20 protein-coding genes and 1 pseudogene are annotated in these 21,773 nt (G+C 60.4%); 9 read left to right on the top strand and 12 right to left on the bottom strand.

The window, feature by feature from the left end; translation table 11 throughout:
* The 4 genes from HMPREF2896_RS08395 to glpX form a co-directional block, all read right to left on the bottom strand.
* Positions 1–1,170, bottom strand: a 1,170-nt coding sequence (locus tag HMPREF2896_RS08395) for an MFS transporter (RefSeq protein ID WP_070719113.1), incomplete at its 3' end; no start/stop codon positions are given.
* Positions 1,164–1,787: a TetR/AcrR family transcriptional regulator gene (locus HMPREF2896_RS08390; protein WP_070447037.1), complete on the bottom strand. Its 624-nt coding sequence runs from the start codon at positions 1,785–1,787 to the stop codon at positions 1,164–1,166. The genes HMPREF2896_RS08395 and HMPREF2896_RS08390, both read right to left, overlap by 7 nt.
* Before the next feature lie 406 nt (positions 1,788–2,193).
* Positions 2,194–3,594 carry a class II fumarate hydratase gene (locus HMPREF2896_RS08385; RefSeq protein ID WP_070710728.1) on the bottom strand — a complete coding sequence of 467 codons (1,401 nt, stop codon included), beginning with the start codon at positions 3,592–3,594 and terminating at the stop codon, positions 2,194–2,196.
* 98 nt (positions 3,595–3,692) lie between these two features.
* Positions 3,693–4,712 carry a class II fructose-bisphosphatase gene (gene glpX / locus HMPREF2896_RS08380; RefSeq protein WP_070646322.1) on the bottom strand — a complete coding sequence of 340 codons (1,020 nt, stop codon included), beginning with the start codon at positions 4,710–4,712 and terminating at the stop codon, positions 3,693–3,695.
* 202 nt (positions 4,713–4,914) lie between these two features.
* Here glpX and HMPREF2896_RS08375 point away from each other — a divergent pair, with 202 nt between their 5' ends.
* Complete coding sequence (locus HMPREF2896_RS08375) at positions 4,915–5,505, top strand: DUF4245 domain-containing protein (RefSeq protein ID WP_070447031.1); 591 nt, start codon at positions 4,915–4,917, stop codon at positions 5,503–5,505.
* A 10-nt stretch (positions 5,506–5,515) separates the two neighbouring features.
* Here the strand turns inward: HMPREF2896_RS08375 and HMPREF2896_RS08370 are convergent, their stop codons facing one another.
* From HMPREF2896_RS08370 to xseA, 3 genes are read right to left on the bottom strand one after another with little or no spacing between them, the layout of a single operon-like run.
* A complete protein-coding gene (locus tag HMPREF2896_RS08370) occupies positions 5,516–5,872 on the bottom strand; it encodes a hypothetical protein (RefSeq protein WP_070719110.1) in 357 nt (118 codons plus the stop codon).
* Positions 5,873–6,160, bottom strand: coding sequence for an exodeoxyribonuclease VII small subunit (locus HMPREF2896_RS08365; protein WP_010187330.1), 288 nt, complete (start codon positions 6,158–6,160; stop codon positions 5,873–5,875).
* 56 nt (positions 6,161–6,216) lie between these two features.
* Positions 6,217–7,458, bottom strand: a complete 1,242-nt coding sequence (xseA, locus tag HMPREF2896_RS08360) for an exodeoxyribonuclease VII large subunit (RefSeq protein WP_070719105.1) — start codon at positions 7,456–7,458, stop codon at positions 6,217–6,219.
* A gap of 154 nt (positions 7,459–7,612) precedes the next feature.
* Between xseA and HMPREF2896_RS08355 the strand changes: the two genes are divergently transcribed.
* Positions 7,613–8,572: a 4-hydroxy-3-methylbut-2-enyl diphosphate reductase gene (locus HMPREF2896_RS08355; RefSeq protein WP_201828430.1), complete on the top strand. Its 960-nt coding sequence runs from the start codon at positions 7,613–7,615 to the stop codon at positions 8,570–8,572.
* Here HMPREF2896_RS08355 and HMPREF2896_RS08350 read toward each other — a convergent pair.
* From HMPREF2896_RS08350 to HMPREF2896_RS08340, 3 genes are read right to left on the bottom strand one after another with little or no spacing between them, the layout of a single operon-like run.
* Positions 8,569–9,312, bottom strand: a complete 744-nt coding sequence (locus HMPREF2896_RS08350; protein WP_246824012.1) for a DUF6542 domain-containing protein — start codon at positions 9,310–9,312, stop codon at positions 8,569–8,571. The two genes, HMPREF2896_RS08355 and HMPREF2896_RS08350, sit on opposite strands and share 4 nt — an antisense overlap.
* A 35-nt stretch (positions 9,313–9,347) precedes the next feature.
* Entirely contained in the window at positions 9,348–10,448 is a 1,101-nt protein-coding gene (locus HMPREF2896_RS08345) for a DNA recombination protein RmuC (protein WP_371325755.1), read from the bottom strand.
* 6 nt (positions 10,449–10,454) lie between these two features.
* Positions 10,455–11,948: an AI-2E family transporter gene (locus HMPREF2896_RS08340; RefSeq protein WP_070447020.1), complete on the bottom strand. Its 1,494-nt coding sequence runs from the start codon at positions 11,946–11,948 to the stop codon at positions 10,455–10,457.
* A gap of 47 nt (positions 11,949–11,995) precedes the next feature.
* Here HMPREF2896_RS08340 and ychF point away from each other — a divergent pair, with 47 nt between their 5' ends.
* The 4 genes and pseudogenes from ychF (at position 11,996) to HMPREF2896_RS08320 (ending at position 15,940) form a co-directional block, all read left to right on the top strand.
* A complete protein-coding gene (gene ychF / locus HMPREF2896_RS08335) occupies positions 11,996–13,081 on the top strand; it encodes a redox-regulated ATPase YchF (protein ID WP_070646340.1) in 1,086 nt (361 codons plus the stop codon).
* Positions 13,082–13,110: 29 nt separating this feature from the next.
* Positions 13,111–14,343, top strand: a complete 1,233-nt coding sequence (locus HMPREF2896_RS08330; protein WP_070719099.1) for an amidohydrolase — start codon at positions 13,111–13,113, stop codon at positions 14,341–14,343.
* A 124-nt stretch (positions 14,344–14,467) separates the two neighbouring features.
* Positions 14,468–14,800, top strand: a pseudogene (locus HMPREF2896_RS08325) (DJ-1/PfpI family protein); the annotation flags it as partial.
* A gap of 228 nt (positions 14,801–15,028) precedes the next feature.
* Positions 15,029–15,940, top strand: coding sequence for a cation diffusion facilitator family transporter (locus HMPREF2896_RS08320; RefSeq protein ID WP_070447014.1), 912 nt, complete (start codon positions 15,029–15,031; stop codon positions 15,938–15,940).
* Between the two features lie 9 nt (positions 15,941–15,949).
* On the opposite strand, the gene HMPREF2896_RS08315 is transcribed toward HMPREF2896_RS08320, so the two are convergent.
* Entirely contained in the window at positions 15,950–16,258 is a 309-nt protein-coding gene (locus HMPREF2896_RS08315; protein ID WP_070719096.1) for a hypothetical protein, read from the bottom strand.
* 11 nt (positions 16,259–16,269) lie between these two features.
* Positions 16,270–17,817, bottom strand: a complete 1,548-nt coding sequence (locus HMPREF2896_RS08310) for a succinic semialdehyde dehydrogenase (RefSeq protein ID WP_070719092.1) — start codon at positions 17,815–17,817, stop codon at positions 16,270–16,272.
* Positions 17,818–17,907: 90 nt separating this feature from the next.
* Here HMPREF2896_RS08310 and HMPREF2896_RS08305 point away from each other — a divergent pair, with 90 nt between their 5' ends.
* From HMPREF2896_RS08305 to HMPREF2896_RS08295, 3 genes are all read left to right on the top strand, one after another.
* A complete protein-coding gene (locus HMPREF2896_RS08305) occupies positions 17,908–19,080 on the top strand; it encodes an alanine racemase (protein ID WP_070719090.1) in 1,173 nt (390 codons plus the stop codon).
* Entirely contained in the window at positions 19,077–20,360 is a 1,284-nt protein-coding gene (locus HMPREF2896_RS08300; protein WP_070719087.1) for a D-arabinono-1,4-lactone oxidase, read from the top strand. Before HMPREF2896_RS08305 ends, HMPREF2896_RS08300 begins: the two co-directional genes overlap by 4 nt.
* A gap of 100 nt (positions 20,361–20,460) precedes the next feature.
* Positions 20,461–21,651 carry an MFS transporter gene (locus HMPREF2896_RS08295; RefSeq protein ID WP_070447004.1) on the top strand — a complete coding sequence of 397 codons (1,191 nt, stop codon included), beginning with the start codon at positions 20,461–20,463 and terminating at the stop codon, positions 21,649–21,651.
* Positions 21,652–21,773 lie beyond the last annotated feature (122 nt).

Raw genomic sequence — 21,773 nt, 5'->3', positions numbered from 1 at the left:
AGAAGCGGAACTAAACCCAGGACGCTTCATGCCGAAGACGAGGAACTCAGCGCCAAGTTGAGTCAGAGAGGTCTCCACAGTCAGCTTCGACATCCAGAACAGAGCGCCTGCCGTAATGGCGAGGCCAATGATGGGGTAGCGCTTGTAGTGGCCCGTGCGCGCGATGACGAACCCAATGGTGGTGGAAGTACCGATCATGCCGAGCATCATCGGGATCATCATGAGACCCGCCTTGGTAGGTGTGAGGGTGTGCACCATCTGCAGGTAGGTCGGCATGTAGCCCAGCACACCGAACATAGCCAGGCCCAGCACCATGCCGGCGGCCGTCGTGAGAACCATGTTGCGGTTCTTAAACAGCAGCACTGGGATCAGGGGCTCCTCGGCCCGCTTCTCGACGAAGACCGTGATAACAGCACCAATCACAACGATGACGGCCAAGGTAAGAATGACGGGATCCGACCACTCATACTGAGTGCCGCCCCAGGTGGTCATGAGGATGAGCGAGGCGGTAGTGATAGCGATGAAGGTGGCTCCCAAGGCATCAAACTTACGCAGATCAGTATCGCCGACGCGCAGGTGCAGAACGAGCACGCACACGGTCATGGCGAGCAGACCAAGGGGAATATTCATCCACAGACCCCAGCGCCAGCCAGGTCCATCAGTGAACCAGCCGCCAAGGACTGGGCCGAGGACGGAGGACAGGCCGAAAACGCCGCCCATGATGCCCATGAACTTACCGCGCTCACGTGCCGTGGTGACCTCCGCGATGATGGACTGGGAGGAGATCATCATGAATCCAGCGCCGAAGCCCTGAATGGCACGGCCAATAATGAGCAGATTCATCGAATTGGCGAAGCCACCCACGGCGGACCCGATGACGAAGGTGGCAATACCGCCGATGTAGAGCCACTTGCGGCCCATCATGTCACCGAGCTTGCCGGAGATAGGCATAGCAATGGTCATGGTGACCAGGAAGGCGGAAATAACCCAGCTCATGTGGTCGACACCGCCGAGCTCGCCGACGATGGTGGGAAGAGCGGACGCGAAGATCATCTGCCCCAGGGAGCTCATCAACATGGTGAGCACGAGGGCAGAGAAGACGAGGGCAAGGTTGTTTTCCGGCTTGCCATTGTCAGTGTTGGCCACTGGCGGTTTCGCGGTAGCTACCATGACAGTCCTTTCGAATAGTTGTTGATGAGTGCGAGTGCGGAGTCAAAGCGCTGCTCAAAGGGGATATCACAGCTGAAGTCTGGCGAGGTGGTGGCCAACCAAAAAGCCTCACGGATGGTGACAGCAATGAGTAGTGCCTCCGTGTGCGGGGAGACATCCGGCATGGTCTTTAACGCTGGCTCCTTCTCTAGCCGCTGGGTGAGAAGCTCAAGTACTTCGTTAGACTTGGCACGCTTTCTGCTTAAGGACGCCGCCGCTGCGTCCGCATCGCGGGAGATACGGCGGCGTCGTTCAGCAATTTCCTTATTGGCGTGCTGCCCATTGAGGTGTTCCTTGATGAGACCTACGGCCAGCTTAAAGAGGTTCTCCGTAGGAGTTTCGAGCAGGTAACTCTTTTGCTCCTGGGAGAACTCTTGGCTGGGGTTGCCCAAGACGGCTGAGTCCTTGGAATCGAAATAGTTAAAGAAGGTGCGCCGGGAAATTCCGGCCTTCTCACAAATCTCCTCCACCGTGACGGAGGCAAAGCCATGCTCGTCTACCAAGAGGGTGGCAGCATCCTCTATGCGCAGGCGAGTTTTCAGGCGTTTTTGCTCGCGTAATGACAGTTCTTCTTGCACGGAGTGCAATCCTACACCCGGTGTAAGTTTGCACCAAGTGCAATGATGGTGATTCTCGTGAGGGCGGGGAGCTCTTTATGGCGCAGCGCACAGGAAGGGGGGAGCAGATGGTAGCAACCCTACCCTTCGAGCTCACCAGCAGCATGCGCTGTGGCTGATTAAGGCTCGCCGTGAGCGCGAAGGGCGCGAAGTTATGGCTTGGAAAGGAACTCTCAAGCCCAAAACTGCCCTAGTTGACGAAGTTATTGCCAGATCTTGAGGCATGAGCGGTGGTTTTGGCAGATCGGGCAGTTGCTGCCCCGACCTTGTTGTTGGCCCCGCAGGGCGGATGAGAAAACAGCGAAACCGCCCTGCGTGCCACCTCAAGGAGGTGGTGCGAAGGGCGGCGGCGTGGGCGAAAGCGAATTTAGAAGTTATCGCGGTCGCGGTTGGTCATGGTGAGAACGTTGAGGCGCTCATCGAGTTCCTCTTCGGTGAGGTTCTCGCCGTCGACGAAGCCGAGGTCGATGACGGCTTCGCGGACAGTGATCTTCTCGTTCAGTGCGTGCTTAGCTGCCTTAGCGGCGTTCTCGTAGCCGATCTTGGAGTTCAGCGGGGTGACGATGGAGGTGGAGGACTCCGCAAACTTCTTCATGCGCTCCTCGTTGGCCTCGATGCCGTCAACGCACTTCTCAGCGAAGACGCGGGAAACATTAGCCAGCAGGCGGGAGGACTCGAGAACGTTGCGGGCCATCATCGGGATGTAGACGTTGAGCTCGAAGTGGCCGTTGGAGCCGCCGAAAGCAACAGCGGCGTCGTTGCCGATGACCTGGCTGACCACCATGGTGGCGGCCTCGCTCAGAACCGGGTTGACCTTACCCGGCATGATGGAGGAGCCCGGCTGCAGATCCGGGAGGTGGATCTCCGCAAGGCCGGTGAGTGGGCCGGAGCCCATCATACGAATGTCGTTGGCAATCTTGTTGAGGGAGATAGCAACGGTGCGCATGGCGCCGGAGAACTCGACGAGGGCGTCGCGGGCAGCCTGGGCCTCGAAGTGGTTCTTGGCCTCGGAGAGCTGGTCAATGTCGGTGAGCTTCTTGAGCTCCTCGGTGACCTTGCCGCCAAACTCAGCGTCGGTGTTCAGGCCGGTACCGGTAGCGGTGCCGCCGATAGCCAGCTCACCCAAGCGCGGCAGGGTGGCCTCAACGCGCTCGATGCCGAGCTCGATCTGGCGAGCGTAGCCGCCGAATTCCTGGCCCAGGGTGATCGGGGTGGCGTCCATTAGGTGGGTACGGCCGGACTTAACTACATCAGCGAATTCCTTGGCCTTGGCCAGCAGGGAATTGTGCAGGACCTTGAGGCCCGGGATGAGGTCATTTACTGCAGCCTCCGTTGCCGCAACGTGGGTTGCAGTGGGGAAGGTGTCGTTGGAGGACTGACCCATGTTCACGTGGTCATTCGGGTGAATCTCCACGCCGTTCTTGTGGGCGATGGAGGCGATGACCTCGTTGGTGTTCATGTTGGAGGAGGTGCCGGAGCCGGTCTGGAAGACGTCAATCGGGAAAGCATCGTTGTGCTTGCCCTCTGCAATCTCGGTGGCGGCGGCGATGATGGCGTCAGCCTTCTCCGCGTCCAGCTTGCCGGAGTCCTTGTTCACCTGAGCACAGGCAGCCTTCAGGAGGCCGAGAGCGCGAATCTGCGCATCTTCGAGACCACGGCCGGAGATTGGGAAGTTCTCCACGGCGCGCTGGGTCTGGGCACGCCACAGGGCGTTTGCCGGAACCTTTACCTCGCCCATGGTGTCGTGTTCAATGCGGTATTCAGTCATGGATTCACCTTTTCTGTGAAATGAGTTTTATTGGGTTCTTTATGTGTGCCGTGGCACGGCATTCATGGCCACCGTAGCACTCTTCCTAGGAAAGTGAACTAGCTTTCCTTATCGTGGGGGTTGGTGTAGTCGACCACGGAGTATTCCTGCAGCTTAGCCAGCTTATGGATGGAGTCGACGTAGCGGATGGTGCCGGACTTGGAGCGCATGACCAGAGAGCGGGTGGTGGCACCGTTCGGGCGGTAAGAGACACCGCGGAGCATATCGCCATTGGTCACACCGGTAGCGGCGAAGTAGCAGTTTTCGGAGGAGACCAGATCGTTGGTGGTGAGGACGCGGTCGAGGTCGTGGCCAGCCTTGCGAGCCTTCTCGGCTTCCTCCTCATCCTTGGGCCATAGCTTGCCCTGAATTTCTCCGCCCATGCACTTCATAGCGCAGGCGGTGATGATGCCCTCCGGGGTGCCGCCAATGCCCATCATGAGGTCGATGGAGTTGCTGTCCTGGCAGGTGGCGATGGCGCCGGCGACGTCACCGTCCATGATGAGGCGAACCTTGGCACCGGCTTCACGGATCTCCCGGATAAGGTCATCGTGGCGCGGGCGGTCGAGAACGACGACGGTCAGGTCAGCTGGCTTGATGCCCTTGGCCTTGGCCACGGATTTCACGTTCCACTCCACCGACTCATTGAGGTCGATGGCGCCGACTGCCTCGGGGCCGACAGCGATCTTCTTCATGTAGAAGACCGCGGACGGGTCGTACATCGTGCCGCGCTCGGCAGCGGCGATGACAGAAATAGCGTTCGGGCGGCCTTCAGCCATCAGGCGGGTGCCGTCAACCGGGTCGACGGCGATGTCCATCTCGGCGCCCTGGCCGGTGCCGACCTTCTCGCCGTTAAACAGCATCGGGGCTTCATCCTTCTCGCCTTCGCCAATGACGACGACACCGTTCATCTCGACGGAGTTGATGAGCTTGCGCATAGCATCCACCGCGGCGCCGTCACCTTCATTCTTCTGTCCACGGCCAACCCAGCGACCCGAGGCGAGTGCTGCCGCCTCGGTGACACGCACCAGCTCCATGGCTAGGTTGCGGTCGGGGATATAAGACGTGTTGTCAGACATGTTTGATTAGTCCCTTTCTTTTCAGGTGGCTCGGCCCGGGGTGGGGGACAACCCGGAATACATATTCCATTCTTCCACTTTTCTTCCGGTTTCAAGCCCGAATGCCTCCCCCAGAAGTGGGATGAGGGGGTGATTGCTGCCAAAAAGGGCAGGTAGGAGGCCGCTGTCGCATGTGGTGGAGCAGGCGTGACATACTAGGCGAGTGGCATCTGAAGATAAACCAAAGATTTTTGAGGACGCGCGCGATATCACCCTGACGGTGGGCGTCATCCTCATCATGATGTTCCTCGCGGTTGGGGCAACGGGACTGTGCTCAATCAACCCCGAAAAGTCGGGGCCCGTGCAGAACGTGGATGCCGCTACCTTCTTGGAGATGGAAGCGCGCGGCAGCGGGGCTGTCATTAGGGAGCCGGATATGCCGGAGGGCTGGCAGCCCACAGCCGCGCGGCGCAAGCAGATGGGTGGCGAATCTGGTGCTGTGGTGAGCTGGCTGACCACTAACGATGGCTATGTTGAGTCAGTGCAGACGCAGCTGGCGCTTGGCGATGTCCCCGGGGCTTATGACTCCAATTATCGTGCCAACTCCGAGCGGCGCGAGGTAGCGGGCCAGGACGTGGAAATTCTCAGTAGCGATGACAAAGACGTGCGCCCGCTGTGGATTACCGACTTGGGGGATGCCCGCCTCGTCCTCACCGGCTCTGCCTCCGATGCCGACTATGAAGCGGCCCTGACCGCATTTACTGAGGCCGAGCCACTCCAGATCGCTGAGGATGGAAGCGTCATCAGCGACTAGGTTCCGCTGATTAACGGAAGGTTACGCTCTGCAGTGTGGTTCCGTCCCATTCCACCTCGACCGAATCTCCAGCGGCGCTGGTGAGGGACTCTGGCTCGAGGCCGCTCAAACGCGTCTTGCCGAGGTATACATCTACCTTCTCATGGAGGGACTTGCCGGGGAAGAGGGCAATCTCGCTGAGCTTATTCTCACTAAAGCGCAGAACAATGGAGCCGGAGAAGTAGCCGATCTCTTCGCCATTCGCGGTGTGCGGGGGGCCGAAGAACTCTTCAGCGAGCTGGCGCGAATCACCGAAGACCATGGACCCTGCTCCGCCTGACTTGGAGACGAAGTCCACGCGATCTCCCGGGTAGCCGTAAATCTTCATTTAGTCTTCTCCTGCTTCTTCGTTGTGAGCTGCACTATCGGTGCCCTCTGCGTTCTTTCGGAGGGCCTCCTCTACGCGCTTCGAGGCACCGTCGAGGTGCGCCTCACAGGCCTTAGCTAGGGCCTCGCCGCGCTCCCAGTACTTGAGGGATTCATCCAATCCCATCTGTCCTAGCTCGAGGATTTTCACTGTTTCAATGAGCTCATCACGAGCCTGTTCATAGCTCAGCTCTTCCACCGGCGGGAACGCGTCCTGGCCGGGCTGGCCGGCGCCAATCGTGTCAGTCATGAGGTGAAGTATCTTCTTTCTCTTGTATGTTCCGTCTTAACTATTAACTGTTCTGTTTAATCTGCGGCCTGAGAAGCCATTGCAGCAGCGGTGATCGAGCCATCGCCCACACGTATACGCAGCTGCGAACCCGGTGGTGATTGCGTGTAGCTCGTGACGACCTCCGGACCTCTGCCATCGCGCGGAAGGACTTGCACGATGGCATAGCCGCGTTCGAGGGTGGCCGAGGGGCCTAAGGCGGAGACCCGAGCACGCAATGAGGCTACCTGGTTGGTTTCGCGGTCCAGATGATGGCTCATCACCCGGCGGATCAGCGCGAGATTTCGCTCCAGCTCCTCGCGGCGTGCGTTGATAGGCACCATCGGATCTGCAAGAACCGGGCGGGAGCGGATGTTTTCGAGTCCGCGGCGCTCTCGGTCCACCCAGCCGCGCAGCGCTGCCGCCATGCGCGAGCGTGCTTCGGAGATCAGCGCGTATTCCTCGGCGGCGGAGGGTACGACACGCTTGGCCGCATCGGTGGGGGTAGCGGCGCGTAGATCGGCGACATCATCAAGCACCGGGTGATCCGGCTCGTGGCCGATGGCGGAAACGACAGGGGTGCGGGCCTCCGCCACGGCGCGTTGCAGTGCCTCCTCGGAGAAGGGGAGGAGGTCCTCCACTGAACCGCCGCCGCGAGCAATGATGATGACATCTACGTTTGGGTCCGCGTCGAGGGTCCGCAGAGCGTCAATCACCTGGGTAACAGCCGTGGCTCCCTGTACTGCAGTATTGATGACGTTGAACTGGACCGCCGGCCAGCGGTCCTGTGCCACAGACAGGACATCGCGCTCGGCATGGGAGCCGCGGCCAGTGATGAGGCCGATTTTCTTGGGCAGGTAGGGAAGCGGCAACTTGCGCGAGGGATCACACAGGCCTTCCTGGCGCAGCTTCTGCCGCAACATTTCCACCCGAGCGAGGAGATCTCCGATGCCGACGTGGCGGATTTCGGTCACCCACAGGGAAAAGCTTCCGCGCCCAGCGTAGAAGGCAGGCTTGCCGTACACCACGACGCGATCGCCATCTTTGAGCGGTGAGGGAGCATTGCGGATGAGCGAGGTGTTGCATGTCAACTGAACAGACTTTTCCTGCTCGACATCACGCAACGTGATATAGGAGAGCTTCCACGTCGGCTTCATGTTCAACTGGGTAATTTGCCCCTCCACCCAGAGGAAGCCGAGACGCTCGATCCAGCCTTTGACTTGGTCATTGACCTTGCCGACGGGCCACGGTGTCTCCGCGGAATTGGCCGGTTGGTTCACGCGCAGTCCTTTCTCTTGAGCGGTCTTCTCGTTGGGGTCTATTCCGAACAGTGTATGGCTCAGTCTAGGAGGCGCGCCGGACATCCGGTGTCACCGGTCAAGCCGGATGGGCGGGAACTACAGTATGTGCGCGACTTTCGATACTGTGGGTGCCATGACTGAAACTGCAAAGAAGGTGCTCCTGGCGGCTCCCCGCGGCTACTGTGCCGGCGTGGACCGTGCTGTTGAGACAGTGGAAAAGGCGTTGGAGAAATACGGCGCCCCGATCTACGTGCGCAAGCAGATTGTGCACAACCGGTTCGTTGTTGAATCCCTGGCTAAGCGTGGTGTCATCTTTGTGGAGGAGGCTTCCGAAGCCCCCGAAGGCGCTCATCTCGTGTTCTCTGCACACGGCATCGCGCCGAGCGTGCGCAAGGAGGCACAAGAGCGCAAGCAGCTCACACTCGACGCCACCTGCCCGCTGGTGACCAAGGTCCACAAGGAGGCCCAGCGCTTTGAGCGCGATGGCTACCAGATCCTCCTTGTCGGCCACGAGGGGCACGAAGAGGTCGAAGGCACCGCCGGTGAGGCCCCGGACGTTACCCACCTGGTGGATGGCTTGGAGGGCGTCGACAAGCTGCCCGATTTCCTGCATGAGGAAAAGCTCATCTGGCTGTCCCAGACCACCTTGTCGGTGGATGAAACCATCCAGATCGTCAACAAGCTGCGCGAGCGCTTCCCGCACTTGGAGAACCCGCCATCAGATGACATTTGTTATGCCACGCAGAATCGCCAGGAGTCGGTCAAGGCCATTGCTCCGAAATGCGATCTCATGATTGTTGTGGGCTCCGAGAACTCCTCGAACTCCAAGCGCCTCGTCGAGGTTGCTTTGGAGGCGGGCTCTAAGACTTCACACCTGGTGGACTTTGCCTCGGAGATCGACGAGGCCTGGCTGGAAGGCGTGAATACTGTAGGCGTGACCTGCGGCGCGTCCGTGCCTGAGCTGCTGGTCCGTGAAGTGCTGGAGTTTCTAGATGAGCGCGGCTACAACGATGTTGAACAGGTGACGACGTCCACGGAGACCATCACTTTCTCCCTGCCACGCGAACTGCGTCCGGCACGTACTGCGCGTTAATCCTCGTCGTAGAGATTTTCTTCCAGCGGCTGGGAGGACCGCTGGGAGCGCTCCCGTGCACGCCGCGCCTTCTCTGCTGACTCAGCGGCGGCGCGACGGAAGTCCTCCCGCTCATCCGCCTCGGGGGAAGCCTGTCGGCGCTTCGCGCGTTCTTCGGCTTGAAGCCGCCGGCGTTCTTCGCGGTCGCGCTCACGGACTCGGCCCGAGCTCGTAGCTTCACGGGCAAGCAGTTCTGCTACGGACAGGCGCTCGGAGCGGCTCCGGCGATCGGAGGCAGCTTCGGCGCGGCGCTTTTCTTGAGCTTCAGCCTCAAGGTTCTTCGCGTGGCTATCGCTGCGCCACAGGCGCAGAACCGCGAGCAGCGCGCAGGCCACAACCGTAACGATGAGCACCGGGAAATGCTGCAGTAGTGGGAAAGTCGTGGTGAGAATCGCGGTTTTGGAAAAGGGCGAGGCACCTTCCGGCAATCCAGCGGTGGAATTGATGAACCCGCCGCCCACGGTTCCTAATGCGTACAGCAGCGGAAGGGAAATCACCGTCATGTAGAGGCCGCGAGTTTCCACCAACCAGGTGACAGCCAGCGAACCGAGTCCAAAAATCAGGGCGAAGGGCAGCCCCACGCTGCCCAGAGCGCCGGAGACCGCCAAGGCCACAAGCGTAACGACGAGCGCGACGAGGAGTGCTCGGCTAAGCGGCATCCCGCGGCGGCGAGGGCGGCGACGATTTTTGGCTACAGACACGCCCAGAAAGCTTACCGGGGTTGGTGACCAAAACGTTATTCATTCTGGGCGCGCCGCGGCCAAGAACCGACGCTGCGCGGCTCCACCGGCAGGCGGTCAACGCGGGCTGGAACATCCAGCTCCTTGAGTCGCCGCGCCGTAACCCCGACGCGAGAATCCAAACTGGCCAAGCTTGCGTTATAGGCTTCCACCGCGCGCTCGAGTCCGCGGCCTACCTTGTCGTAGTGCTCGTTAAGAGTGTTCAAGCGCGTATAAAGCTCGCGACCCAAACGCTGGACTTCGCGGGCCTTGTCGGAGATCTCCTCGTGCTGCCAGCTCACCGCGACGGTGCGCAAGAGAGCAAAGAGGGTGCTTGGGGTGGCGATGACGACGTTGCGCTCGAAGGCGAATTCCAGCAATTCGGCGTCGATAGACAGGGCAGCGTCGACGAAAGTATCGGCGGGGACGAAGAGGATCACAAACTGTGGCGTGGGGGAGAAGGCCTCGATATAGTCCTTCGACGCCAGTGCCTGCACGTGGGAACGCATGAGGTGCGCGTGGCGGCGAAGATAGCCTGCCCGCTCCTCCGGGTCCTCGGTCTCCATTGCGTCGAGGTAGGCACTGAGGGGCACCTTTGCATCCACGACAATGCTGCGCCCTCCTGCCAAGTGAATGACCAGATCAGGGCGTACCAGCGATCCGTTGATGCGGGCACTGACTTGGGAATCAAAGTCCACGTGTTTGCGCATGCCACCGAGCTCAACGACGCGCTCTAGTTGTACCTCGCCCCACCGCCCGCGGACATTGGGGGAGCGCAGCGCGCCGACCAGCTTGTCCGTGCGATCAGACAGGCGTGTTGAGGTCCGAGTTACCGCCTGGACCTGGCTGCTGAGTGCTGCGAGTGAGGTCGCTCGATCTTCCTCTATTTCCTGGAGCTGTAGCCCTAGACGGTCCATGGCTTTCTCCAGCGGAGCGAGCTCTGCTTGGCGGCGCTGGGACTCTTGCAGGGCGCGATGCTCCTCTGAAGGCTGGGCGGACTGCGCTGAATAAGCGCGGGCTAGCCAGCCCAATGCGGCCCCAATGATGAGGCCGAGGAATAGGAGCACTATGGGTAGGGAAGACGTCATGCCTGCCATCATGGCATGCGTCCCGGACATGAAGAATTAGTCTTTATCCTTTGATTGCAACATCTGTTCGAGAGCGCTAATTGCGCGCTTGATTCCCGCTCGTGCTCCTCCATCGCGTTCACTGAAATCCGCATCAACGTCGACATTCGCGTCGATCTTTTGGTCCAGAGGGCTCGTGCCGTTGTGGGTGACGTCTTCGGCTGCGCCTTCGGGTGCGGCGTGGTCGGGGATGGACAGCCACTGCTCGCGCTTGTGATCACCCTGTTGCTGCGTGTAGCGCCCGATGAGGAAACCAGCGACGGTCGAAAACTCCAAGTCCTCGGCAGTTCTTTCGCCCGATTGGAGCATCATCATGTCCTGGAAATAGCGGTAGACCACCGCGATGGTCGCTGCGGCCGGGACGGCGAGGAAACCACCGATGAGGCCGAAGAGCGCGGAACCCACGGTCACGGAAATCAACACGATAACCGGGTGCAGGTTCATGGCCTTCGACTGCAGCCACGGGGACAGCACGTTGCCCTCGAGCTGTTGGACCAGCAGTACTAGGCCCAGCACGAGCAGCGCCTTGGTGAACCCCAAAGACACCAGCGCGATGGTCACGGATAGTGCGCCGGCCACGATCGCGCCGACAAAGGGGATGAATCCGGCGATGAACGTGATGATGGCAAGCGCCATCGCCAAAGGTACACCGATGAGTGCCAGGCCGAGGCCGATAAAGACAGCATCAACGGCGGAGACCACTGCTTGTGCCCGCACGAAACCGCCCAACGTGGACCACACGCGGGTCAGCAGCTCAGTGAGGTGCCAGCCGGTCCGGCGCCCCGTGGCCTGGCGCAGCCAGGGCAGGAAGTTGTGGCCGTCCTTAAGGAAGAAGAACGTCAGCACCACGATGATGAAGAGCGTGACCACGATGGAGGTCGCCGTGCCAATGCCCGTGAATACCGAGCCCGCGATGGACCCTGCTTGGCGCTGTAGCCACAGGGCGATTTCATCGATATAGCCGCCGATCTCATCCGCGTCGAGGTTGAGCGGAGGGCCCTGTGCCCATAGCTGCAAACGTTGAATACCTTCGACAGTCTGCAGATATAGCGTCTGGGACTGCCGCGCGAAGTCCGGTGCGATGAACATAAAGAGAGTGCCCACCGCAGTAAAAGACACCAGAATGGTCACTGCCGCAGCGAGGGCTGACGGCAGTCCCTTGCGCCGCATGGCACCGGCAATGGGAGCAAGCACAGTGCAAATAATCAGCGCAATGAGAACGGGCAGGATGCCGCGCCAGAAGTTGCCCAGCATGCGGAAGGAGGCATAAAGGAATATCCCAATGATGGTCAGGCGCAGTGCCCACAGCGATGTGGACTTGATGACCTCGCCGACCACCACAGAACGATCCACCTGGTTGCCGGGAGGGTGCGGAGAGACAGCCTTCAGCGAAGCAGCATCGACGGAGTCATCGAAACGCCCGCCGAGCGCTGCCTCCGCGGCGGCGAACTCAGAGGAAGAGGCGTTGGGGGATGGCTGATCAGAACTCACCCCACCATCTTGCCTCAAAAGATCCGGGGTGCGTTAGGATTGGCCCCGTGAGTCTTACACTTGGAATCGTCGGCCTGCCCAACGTGGGCAAGTCCACTTTGTTTAATGCCCTGACCCGTTCTGACATCTTGGCGGCGAACTACCCGTTCGCCACGATTGAGCCCAATGTCGGCCTCGTTGAGCTTCCCGATTCCCGCCTTAACCGCCTTGCGGAAATCTTCAGCTCCGAGCGCATCCTCCCGGCCACCGTGTCCTTCGTGGATATCGCCGGCATTGTGGAAGGCGCTTCCAAGGGTGAAGGTATGGGTAACGCCTTCCTTGCCAACATTCGTGAGGCTGATGCCATCTGCCAGGTGGTGCGTGCCTTTGCTGATGAAAACGTCATCCACGTCGACGGTGAAGTCAACCCGGCACACGACATTTCTGTCATCAATACGGAGCTCATCCTCGCGGACCTGCAGACCATCGAGAAGGCCTTGCCGCGCTTGGAAAAGGAAGCCCGCAAGAACAAGGATTTGGCCGAGACCGTGGAAGAGACCAAGAAGGCCCAGGCCATCTTGGAAGATGACCGCACCCTCTTCGCTGCTTCCAAGAGCGACGAGATCGACCTATCCCTCCTGCGCGAGCTGCACCTCATGACCGCGAAGCCCTTCCTTTATGTCTTCAACTCGGATGAGGCCGTGCTTACCGATGACGCCAAGAAGGAGGAGCTGCGCCAGCTCGTCGCCCCTGCGGAATGCGTCTTCCTCGATGCCCAGACCGAAACTGACCTCCTTGAGCTCGATGAGGCGGAGGCGCTGGAACTGCTCGAGTCGGTGGGCCAGGAAGAGCCTGGCTTGGCGACGTTGGCCAAGGCCGGCTTCGCCACCCTCGGCCTGCAGACCTACCTGACCGCAGGCCCGAAGGAAGCCCGCGCGTGGACCATCAAGCAAGGTTCCGCGGCTCCGCAGGCTGCGGGTGTTATCCACACCGACTTTGAGAAGAAGTTCATCAAGGCCGAAATCGTCTCCTTCGATGACCTAGACGCCGCTGGCTCTATGGCAGAGGCCCGCAACGCCGGCAAGGTGCGCCAAGAAGGCAAGGAATACATCATGCAGGACGGCGACGTCTGCGATTTCAAGATCGGCGGCTAGTTAGCCACCACTCCGCGTAGGCTGTGGGCATGAGTATCGCCCACATCCTAGACCGCGCAGCAGAGGCCACGCAGTGGCAAGAGGCCCTGTACAAGGATCTGCACCAGCATCCTGAGCTCAGCATGGAGGAGGAGCGCACCCGCGGTGTTATCGCGGATAAGCTCCGGGAATTTCCAGGAGTCGAGGTGCTGGAATTCGGCGGGGGAGTCGTCGGCATCCTCCGCAACGGCGTAGGTTCGACTGTCCTAGAGCGTGCCGATTTCGACGGCTTGCCCATCACAGAGGACACCGGCCTGGACTACTCCGCTTCGGGCGAGGCAATGCATGCTTGTGGCCACGATGCTCACGTGAGCGCCTTGTTGGGTGCCACGGAAGCGCTGGCGAAAGCAACCGATGCGTGGTCCGGTACATTCGTCGCTCTATTCCAGCCGGGCGAGGAGACCGCTGAGGGCGCGCAGTCCATGGTGGATGCGGGCCTCACCGATAGAGTCCCCACGCCCGATGTAGCCTTTGGTCAGCACATCTTCATCGATAAGAATGCTCCCGCCGGTAGCGTGCTGATTGCGCCCGGCCCGGTCTTGTCTACAGCGACCTCACTCACCGTCACGGTCTATGGCCACGGTTCTCACGGCTCGATGCCGCACCTCAGCGTCGATCCGGTGGTGCTGGCCAGCTCCATCGTTCTGCGGCTGCAGACAGTTGTCTCCCGTGAGGTCGACCCCCACCACTTCGCCGTGTTGACTGTTGGCGCCCTGCAGGCGGGTTCGAAGGCAAACATCATCCCGGACTCGGCGACCCTGCGCATCAACATCCGTGCCTATGACGAGGACGTCAGGGCTCAAATCGTAGAGGCAATTCACCGCATTGTTAAGGCAGAGTGCCGGGCAGCGATGTCCCCGCGCGAGCCAGAGTTTGTGCAGAGTGATAATTACCCCCTTACCGTCAACGATGAAGACGTGACCAAAAAGGTGCGCGCGCAGCTTATCGACGGCTTGGGGAGCGACAACGTCCTCGACATGGAGCCGTGGACCGCCTCGGAGGATTTCTCTCGCATCCCCGATGCCTTCGGCGCTCCCTATTGTTTCTGGGGCTTTGGCGGGCGTACCGATGGCGCATCAATTCCTAACCACAATCCGCGCTTTGCGCCGGAGCTGCAGCCGACGCTCACCACGGCGACGCAGGCTCTGATAGCCGCTGCTTACGCCTATCTGGGGAATCAGCGTAAGGATGTCCCTAAGGAGTCGCTAGGAACTGCTTGGTGATGATGGGGCGGTCGACATGCTACTCGCGCACCCAACTCGAAAGCGATCGAGGGCAGCGACGTGGTAGGCGAGTTCTCTCCGGGGGTAGCGAACTCGTCAACATCGCGTTAGGCTGGCTTCTCCATTCGACGGCATCATTTTGCCAGGTGGTACCGGTAATGCGGATATGCTCCGTCTGGACAAGTCCGCTGTAGAAATTGTGCGCAATCACGTCACCCAGGATCTCCCGCTGGGCGTTATTTGCCACGGTGCTTGGATCCTGACCGATGCCGATGTGCTCAAGGGCCGTACCCTTACTTCTTTCCCCAGCTTGCGGACCGACATGCGTAACGCCGGCGCTACCTGGGTAGACGAAGAGGTTCACTGCGACCAGGGTCTGGTTTCCTCCCGTACCCCGGACGATCTCCCAGCCTTCAACGCTAAGTTGGTTGAGGAATTCGCAGAGAGCCAGCACTAAACCTTATGTTTAGTAAAGCCGCGGGTGCGCAACCTGCGGCTTTTTGCGTCTTGCTTCCGCCGTAAGGCCTCTATATTGTTAGATATTCCTGAAGGGGAGTAGTTCCCTCGGATACTTTCCGAGATGCCTGGTCGACATACTGGCTTTTCCGCCCGGCCAGCCAGCGTTTGCATTGCCTGCGGCGTGAACGAGACCTTCGGTCCGCACCCGAACCGAAGGAGTTTTAAGTTGTCTTCTCTTAGCTCAGAGCAACTACTGCTCGAGCGCTTTATGAAGCTCTCTATCACCACCGCAGTGGCCACGATTGCGCTCAAGGTCATCGCTGCCGCGGTGACGGGATCTGTGGGCTTCCTTTCCGACGCCCTCGAATCCGGCGTTAACCTCGTTGCCGCCGTTGTGGGGTTTGTGGCTATCAAAATTGCGGCAAAGCCGGCCGATGCGAACCATCAGTTCGGTCACGGCAAGGCCGAGTATGTGTCCGCGCTGGTCGAGGGTGTGATGATCTTCGTCGCTGCAGCGATGATTATCTACACAGCCATTCGCCGACTTCTGGATCCGCAGCCGCTGGAGCAACCTGGGCTTGGCCTCCTTCTGTCGCTCGTGGCTTCCTTACTTAACCTGGGCGTGGGCCTTCTGCTTGTGCGCGCGGGCAGGCAGCATCGTTCGGCCACTTTGCAGGCGGACGGAAAGCATCTGCTTACCGACGTCTGGACGTCCGTCGGCGTCCTCCTCGGCATCGGCGCGGTCAGCCTCACGGATTGGTTGTGGCTCGACCCAGTCATCGCGTTTGCCGTGGGCCTCAATATTTTGTGGACTGGCTACAAGTTGCTCAAAGAATCACTGAGCTCCCTGTTGTCGGAGTCCCTGCCTAAGGAAGAGCATGCGCAGCTTGATGCCCTCCTTAACGAACTGGAGGAGCGTCATGACGTGGAGATCACGTCGCGTCGTACCGTTGCTTCGGGCCGCAACCGCTTGGTGTATCTCACGATGGATGTTCCCGGCCAGTGGACAGTGCTGCACTCGCACACTGTTGCCGACAGAATCGAGGACGCCATCGACGAGCTATTCCCCGGCGCTGAGGTCTTTATCCACGTCGAGCCCGCTGGAACGGTTCATCGCCGCATTTTGCGAATGCCGTAACGCTTGCAGCTAACGCAAGCTGGCCACGCCGCGTCCGCCTTCCATTACCCACGGCCAACTGAGACCGTTCTTGGTCAGGACATCATTGCGGATCTCATCGGGGATAATCCATTCCTTGTTGGCATAGCCCAGCAAGTATTCGTCACACTCAGCTCGCAAGGAGAGCGCACGAACGCCGGCATTGTAGGTCTGGCCCTGCAGAGCAAGGAGATGTTCAGCCACTTCTAGCGCCGACGTGAGGGGCCGCGCCGCCGATGATGCAAGGCCTTGAGCAATGAGCCGACGAGCGAGAAGCTCATCGCGGGTAAGTTCCTTCATGGCTGTTTAGGTTAGAGTCGGAAGGTCTTCATCAGCTGCATGCCGGTGGACACCAGATGACGGAAGCGCTCCGGGGAGATGTACTCCGAGGGCGCAAGCGGGTGTAGGCGTTGCTCGGCCACGGTGCGCTCATTGGCCCACAGGCGCATGCCGGTAATACCGTGGCGGTGGTTCAGGCCAGACTCCTTGACGCCGCCACCGGGTGCGGCGATGGAACCATAGGCGGCTGCGAAGCCCTCATTGATGTTGACCATGCCGGCTTCCAGCTGGGAAGCCACCTTCCACGCGCGGCGGGAGTTTCCGGACCACACCGATGCGGATAGGCCGTAGGTCGTGTCGTTGGCGAGCTGAATGGCTTCGGCGTCGGAACTTACCGTATACACCGCGAGCACTGGGCCGAAGGTTTCGGTGGCATAGAGATCCATCTCTGGGGTCACACCAGTCAGCACGGTGGGCTCGTAGAAGTAGGGCCCAAGGTCCGGCCGGGCCTTTCCGCCGTAGACCACGGTGGCGCCCTTAGACACGGCATCCTCCACGTGGGCTTTAACGGCATCGAGCTGGCGTTGCGAGGTCAGCGAGCCGATGGTGGCGGCATCGGAGAAGGCCGCGCCGAGCACCTGCTGGTCCAGCGCGTTCTTGAGTTCTGCGAGGAACTCCTCGAAGACGCTCTCGTGCACATAGGCGCGCTCGGCGGACATACACAGCTGCCCGGAGGAGGAGAATGCGGTGCGCACGGCGCCTTGGGCGGTGGGCTTAAGGGGGGCGTCGTCAAGCACCAGCATCGGGTTCTTGCCACCCAGCTCCAGCATGGTGGGGATGAGGCGCCCCGCAGCCTGGGTAGCGATGGACTTGCCAGCCTTGGTGGAACCGGTAAAGGAAAGGCCATCCACCAGGGGAACGAGGGCATCGCCCACCTCGGCGCCGCGGCCGGGAACCAGCTGCCAGGCAGCCTCCGGAAGGCCCGCCTCGATGGCTAGGCGCCTCAGCAGAATCGCCGTTAGCGTGGTCTGAGAATCCGGCTTGTGCACCACGGCATTACCTGCCGAGAGGGCTGCCAGAACATCGCCAACACCGAGGGACAGGGGATAGTTCCACGGAGAGATTAGCCCCACCACGCCCAGTGGGTAATGCTGGGTGCGGGTCTTAGTCAGCACGGGAAGCGCGCCGGGGTGGCGGTCAGCGCCGAAAGCTTTGCGGATATTGACCGCGTAGAAGCGCGCGCAGTTATACAGATCCATCAGCTCGTCATAGGCATGGGAGCGGGACTTGCCGTTTTCTGCCTGGATGAGGTCGAGGATGAGCTCCTCGTTCTCCTGAACGAGGTCGTGCAGGCGCAGCAGGATGGCGGCGCGGTCACCTTGGCCAACGCCGGCGCGCGCATAGTTGACGGCTTTCTCGACGTCCCCGGCAGTGGCGACAGGGAAGCTAAAGAGATCCTCACCGCTAAAAGGCGCGTGAGCCTGGTGCTGCTCACCCGTGCCGCGAACATCGCGGGCGGGGTCCGTGTCTAAGAAATTGAGCACTCGATGGGGCAGACGGGTCTGAGTGAAGGTCTTCATGCGGTCTATTGTCCCAAAAATATGCGAGGGCGCTATAGATATTTCGAGATTTGTCTCACAAACTAAATTAATCGTGGTTAGGATAACGCTATGCCAATCCTCGCGACTACTCCACAGGCCCAGGTGCGCGCGGCCGTTGAGCCGCTCGTCAGATCTGGAGAAAACCCAGCGCCCGTAGGCGTTATTGACCTCGCCGCGTTTGACTACAACGCTGCACAGATGCCGACTCGCGCCGGAGGACTACCCATCCGCGTGGCCTCGAAGTCGATCCGCAGCGTGGCAGCACTTCGTCGCGCCCTCGAGCACGAGGGCTACCGTGGCATCCTCGCCTATTCCGTTCCAGAGGCTCTGCATCTGGTGGGAGAGGGCTTCCGCGACATTGTGGTGGCTTATCCGAGCGTCAACCGCAAGGCCCTGCGTGAGCTTGCAGCGGATGGCACCGCGCGCGAGGCCATCACCATCATGGTGGATAGTGCTGAGCTCTTAGACCTGCTTGAGGGATCCCTGCGCGTGGCCATTGACATTGATTGCACCCTTCATTTGCCGGGCGCAGTTGTGGGCCCGCGGCGCTCACCCGTGCGCACGCCGGAACAGGTCTCAGCATTGGCGCGCGAGATTCTTCGGCGCGGGCACCGGCTTGTCGGACTCATGGCCTATGAGGGTCAAGTGGCATCCGTCGCGGATGGCCTGCCGGGGCCGGTGGGGGCAGTCAAGCGCTGGCTGCGCACCAAGTCCATGGCGGACCTGGCCCCGCGGCGCCGTGCTTGCGTGGAGGTCGCGCGGGAGATAGCGGACATCGAATTCGTCAACGGCGGCGGCACGGGCAGTCTCCAAGAATCCGCGGCCGAAGGAACCTTGACCGAGCTGGCCGCTGGCTCCGGTTTCTACACGCCGGCGATTTTTGATGACTTCACCGGCATCAACCACAAGGCAGCAGCGTTCTTCGTTTGCCAGGTCTCCCGCGTTCCCGCGCCGGGCTGGGCCACGGTCAACTCCGGAGGCTGGATTGCCTCCGGACCACCCGCGAAGGATCGCGTTCCGGTTCCGGTGTGGCCGGCAGGGCTGAGCTATTCCAGCACGGAGGGTGCCGGTGAGGTGCAGACGCCTCTCCGAGGCATGGATATGAATGTCGAGGACTTGGTGTGGTTCCGTCACGCCAAGGCCGGCGAAATGACAGAAAACGTCGACCGCCTAGTGGCCGTTGGAGAAGACGGCGTTGATGTATGGGATACCTATAGAGGACAAGGATGGACACTCCGATGACAACCACATTTAGCAATTGGGCAGGATCGGTCACCACGAAACCGCAGGAGTTTGTACAGCCCTCCCGCATAGACGAGATCCCTGGAATTATTAGCCGCTCCCGCAGCGTGCGTGCTGTGGGCGCTGGTCACTCTTTCACTTCCATTGCGGCGGGGGAGGAGACGATGCTCAATCTCGATCACGTGAGTGGTCTGGTGAGCGTCGATAAGCAGCGCAAGCGCGTCCGTTTCCTGGCAGGCACTCGCTTGCGGGACGTGCCCAAGCTCCTGCGCCCCTTCGGGCTTGCCCTGGCTAACCAGGGTGATGTGGACCCGCAATCGCTGGCGGGCGCGATTTCGACCTCGACCCACGGCACCGGCATCAATTACACGGGCTTTGCGGGGACGGTCACTGGGCTGACGCTTATCGACGCCGACGGCAACACCCGCAGCTATTCCATCGACGAAGACCCAGAACTCCTTCGCCTCGTGGTCGTCAGCGTCGGCGCGCTCGGCGTGGTTGTTGAAGTCGAAATGCAGTGTGTGGACGCCTTCGACCTGCTGGCGGAAGAATCTGGCATTGCCTTCGATGAGCTGATGGATAACTGGGAGGAGCTCTCTCGGGGCGTCGACCACCTCGAGTCCTACTGGTTCCCGCACACCGACCGAGCGATGGTCAAAGCCAACACGCGCTTAGAGCCGAACGGGGAGCGCCGCTCACGCCTTAAGGCGCTTATCGACGATGAGCTCATCGGCAACGGCGCCTTCGCCGCAGCCCTGGCTCTGGGGCGTCTTCTTCCGGGGACGATTCCGACGCTCAACAAGTTCGCCACCTCGGTTATCTCTCATAACCGCTACCGTTCAGCTGCTCACGACGTGTTCGTCAGCCCGCGCCGGGTTCGCTTCCACGAAATGGAGTATGCGGTGCCGCTTGCCGACGGCCCCGCCGCCGTCCGCGAGATCCGCCGCTTCATCGACGAACAGGACTGGCGTATCGGTTTTCCGATGGAGCTGCGCACGACGGCCGCGGATGACGTTGCGCTGTCGACAGCATCGGGCCGCGAATCGATGTACATTGCCTTCCACATTCCACGTGCGCTCAACCCGCAGGATTATATGCCGAAGCTCGAGCCCATTCTTCGGGCAGCGGGTGGGCGCCCGCACTGGGGCAAGATGAACTCCCTGTCCCGGAAGGACTTTGCTCAACTTTATACAAGATTTGATGAGTTCTGCGAGCTGCGCGAAAAGATGGATCCGGAGTGGAAATTCGGTTCGTCCTACCTGCGGAAACTGTTCGGATAGGGTCGTCGTCAAGCGCTGCACATTCCGAAAGTGGGATTCGAAAGTATCTCTGATCTTTGGTAGCGTGTGGAAGTCTTAATTCCATACGCTGTCGAAGAAGGTGTCTCAAACGTCCTCTGAATCCCGTTCCCTTATCACGCCGACATTTGTGTTCGCGTGGTTGGTAAATTTTGCCCAATTTACGGTCTTTTATCTACTCGTGACCATCATGGCACTCTATGCCGTCGAGCAGTTCCAGGCCTCGGACACAGCGGGCGGGTTTGCCTCAAGCGCCTTCGTGGTGGGGGCGACGATTGCTCGCCTCTTTTCGGGCTACATTGTGGATGCTGCTGGGCGGAAGCGCTCGCTGGTCATCTCCCTCATCGTGGTCACTGTGGCGATGGCGCTGTATTTCCCAGCTCAGTCACTGCCACTATTGTTTGCTGTCCGTATCGTGCACGGCTTCGGCTATGCGGTGGCATCGACGGCTGTGATGGCTGTGGCGCAATCGGTTATCCCGGACCATCGTCGCGCAGAGGGAACGGGATACTTCGCCTTGGGGACGACGCTGGCCACCGCTTTTGGTCCGGCGGCAGGTTTAGCGATTGTCCATAACGCCGGCTATAACTCCGTGTTTCTAGTGGCGTTGACGCTGACGGTGGTGGCCTTGGGGCTGGGGCTCGTCGTCAAGGCGCCGGCGCAGGAGCATCGAAGCGTCTCCTTCTCCTTGGGGAATATTGTGCACCCAGCGGTGGCACCTTTTGGCGTGTTCATTCTTTTGGTCGGTGTTGCTTATACGGGCATTATCACCTTCCTGAATGGCTATTCCTCCCACGCGGGGCTGGAGAAGGGCGCTAGCTACTTCTTCTTGGCTTATGCGGTGGTGAGCCTCGTTCTGCGCTTTGTGCTGGGTAGGCTGCAGGACCGCCGTGGTGACAACATCATCATCTACTCTTCACTCGTCTTCTTTATTGCCGGCTTGGCTGTCCTGGCTTCGGCTGGTGCTGATTGGCAGATTGTTGCTGCGGGGGCCTTGGTGGGTATCGGATATGGCTCTATCCTGCCGGCGGGTCAGGCTATCGCTGTGCGTCTGGTGCCGATGCATGAAATGGGTGCGGGGATCTCGACCTTCTTCTTGCTGCTGGACCTAGGCATCGGCTTCGGCCCGATTCTGCTGGGACAGGTCATCTCCGCGACGGGATACTCCGCCATGTATTGGATGCTGGCAGCCTTGATGCTGGTTGCCTCAGTGGTCTATTTCTTTGTTCATGGGCGCAAGGACATTGCGCGCGGTGACGTGCGTTATGAATAGAGCCCTCGTGAGCATCACCCTGGCCAGTACTGTAGTTTTGGCGCGGACCCCGAGCGTCTGATGTCGAACGTGTAGTCTAAACCTGGGGTTGATACCCCCGTTTATAGTGACAACTTGACATG

The organism is Corynebacterium sp. HMSC069E04 (assembly GCF_001813175.1).
GTDB classification, from domain to species: Bacteria; Actinomycetota; Actinomycetes; order Mycobacteriales; family Mycobacteriaceae; genus Corynebacterium; species Corynebacterium aurimucosum.
Note: the sequence above shows the minus strand (reverse complement) of the source record. Positions and strands in the feature narration are given on the sequence as shown.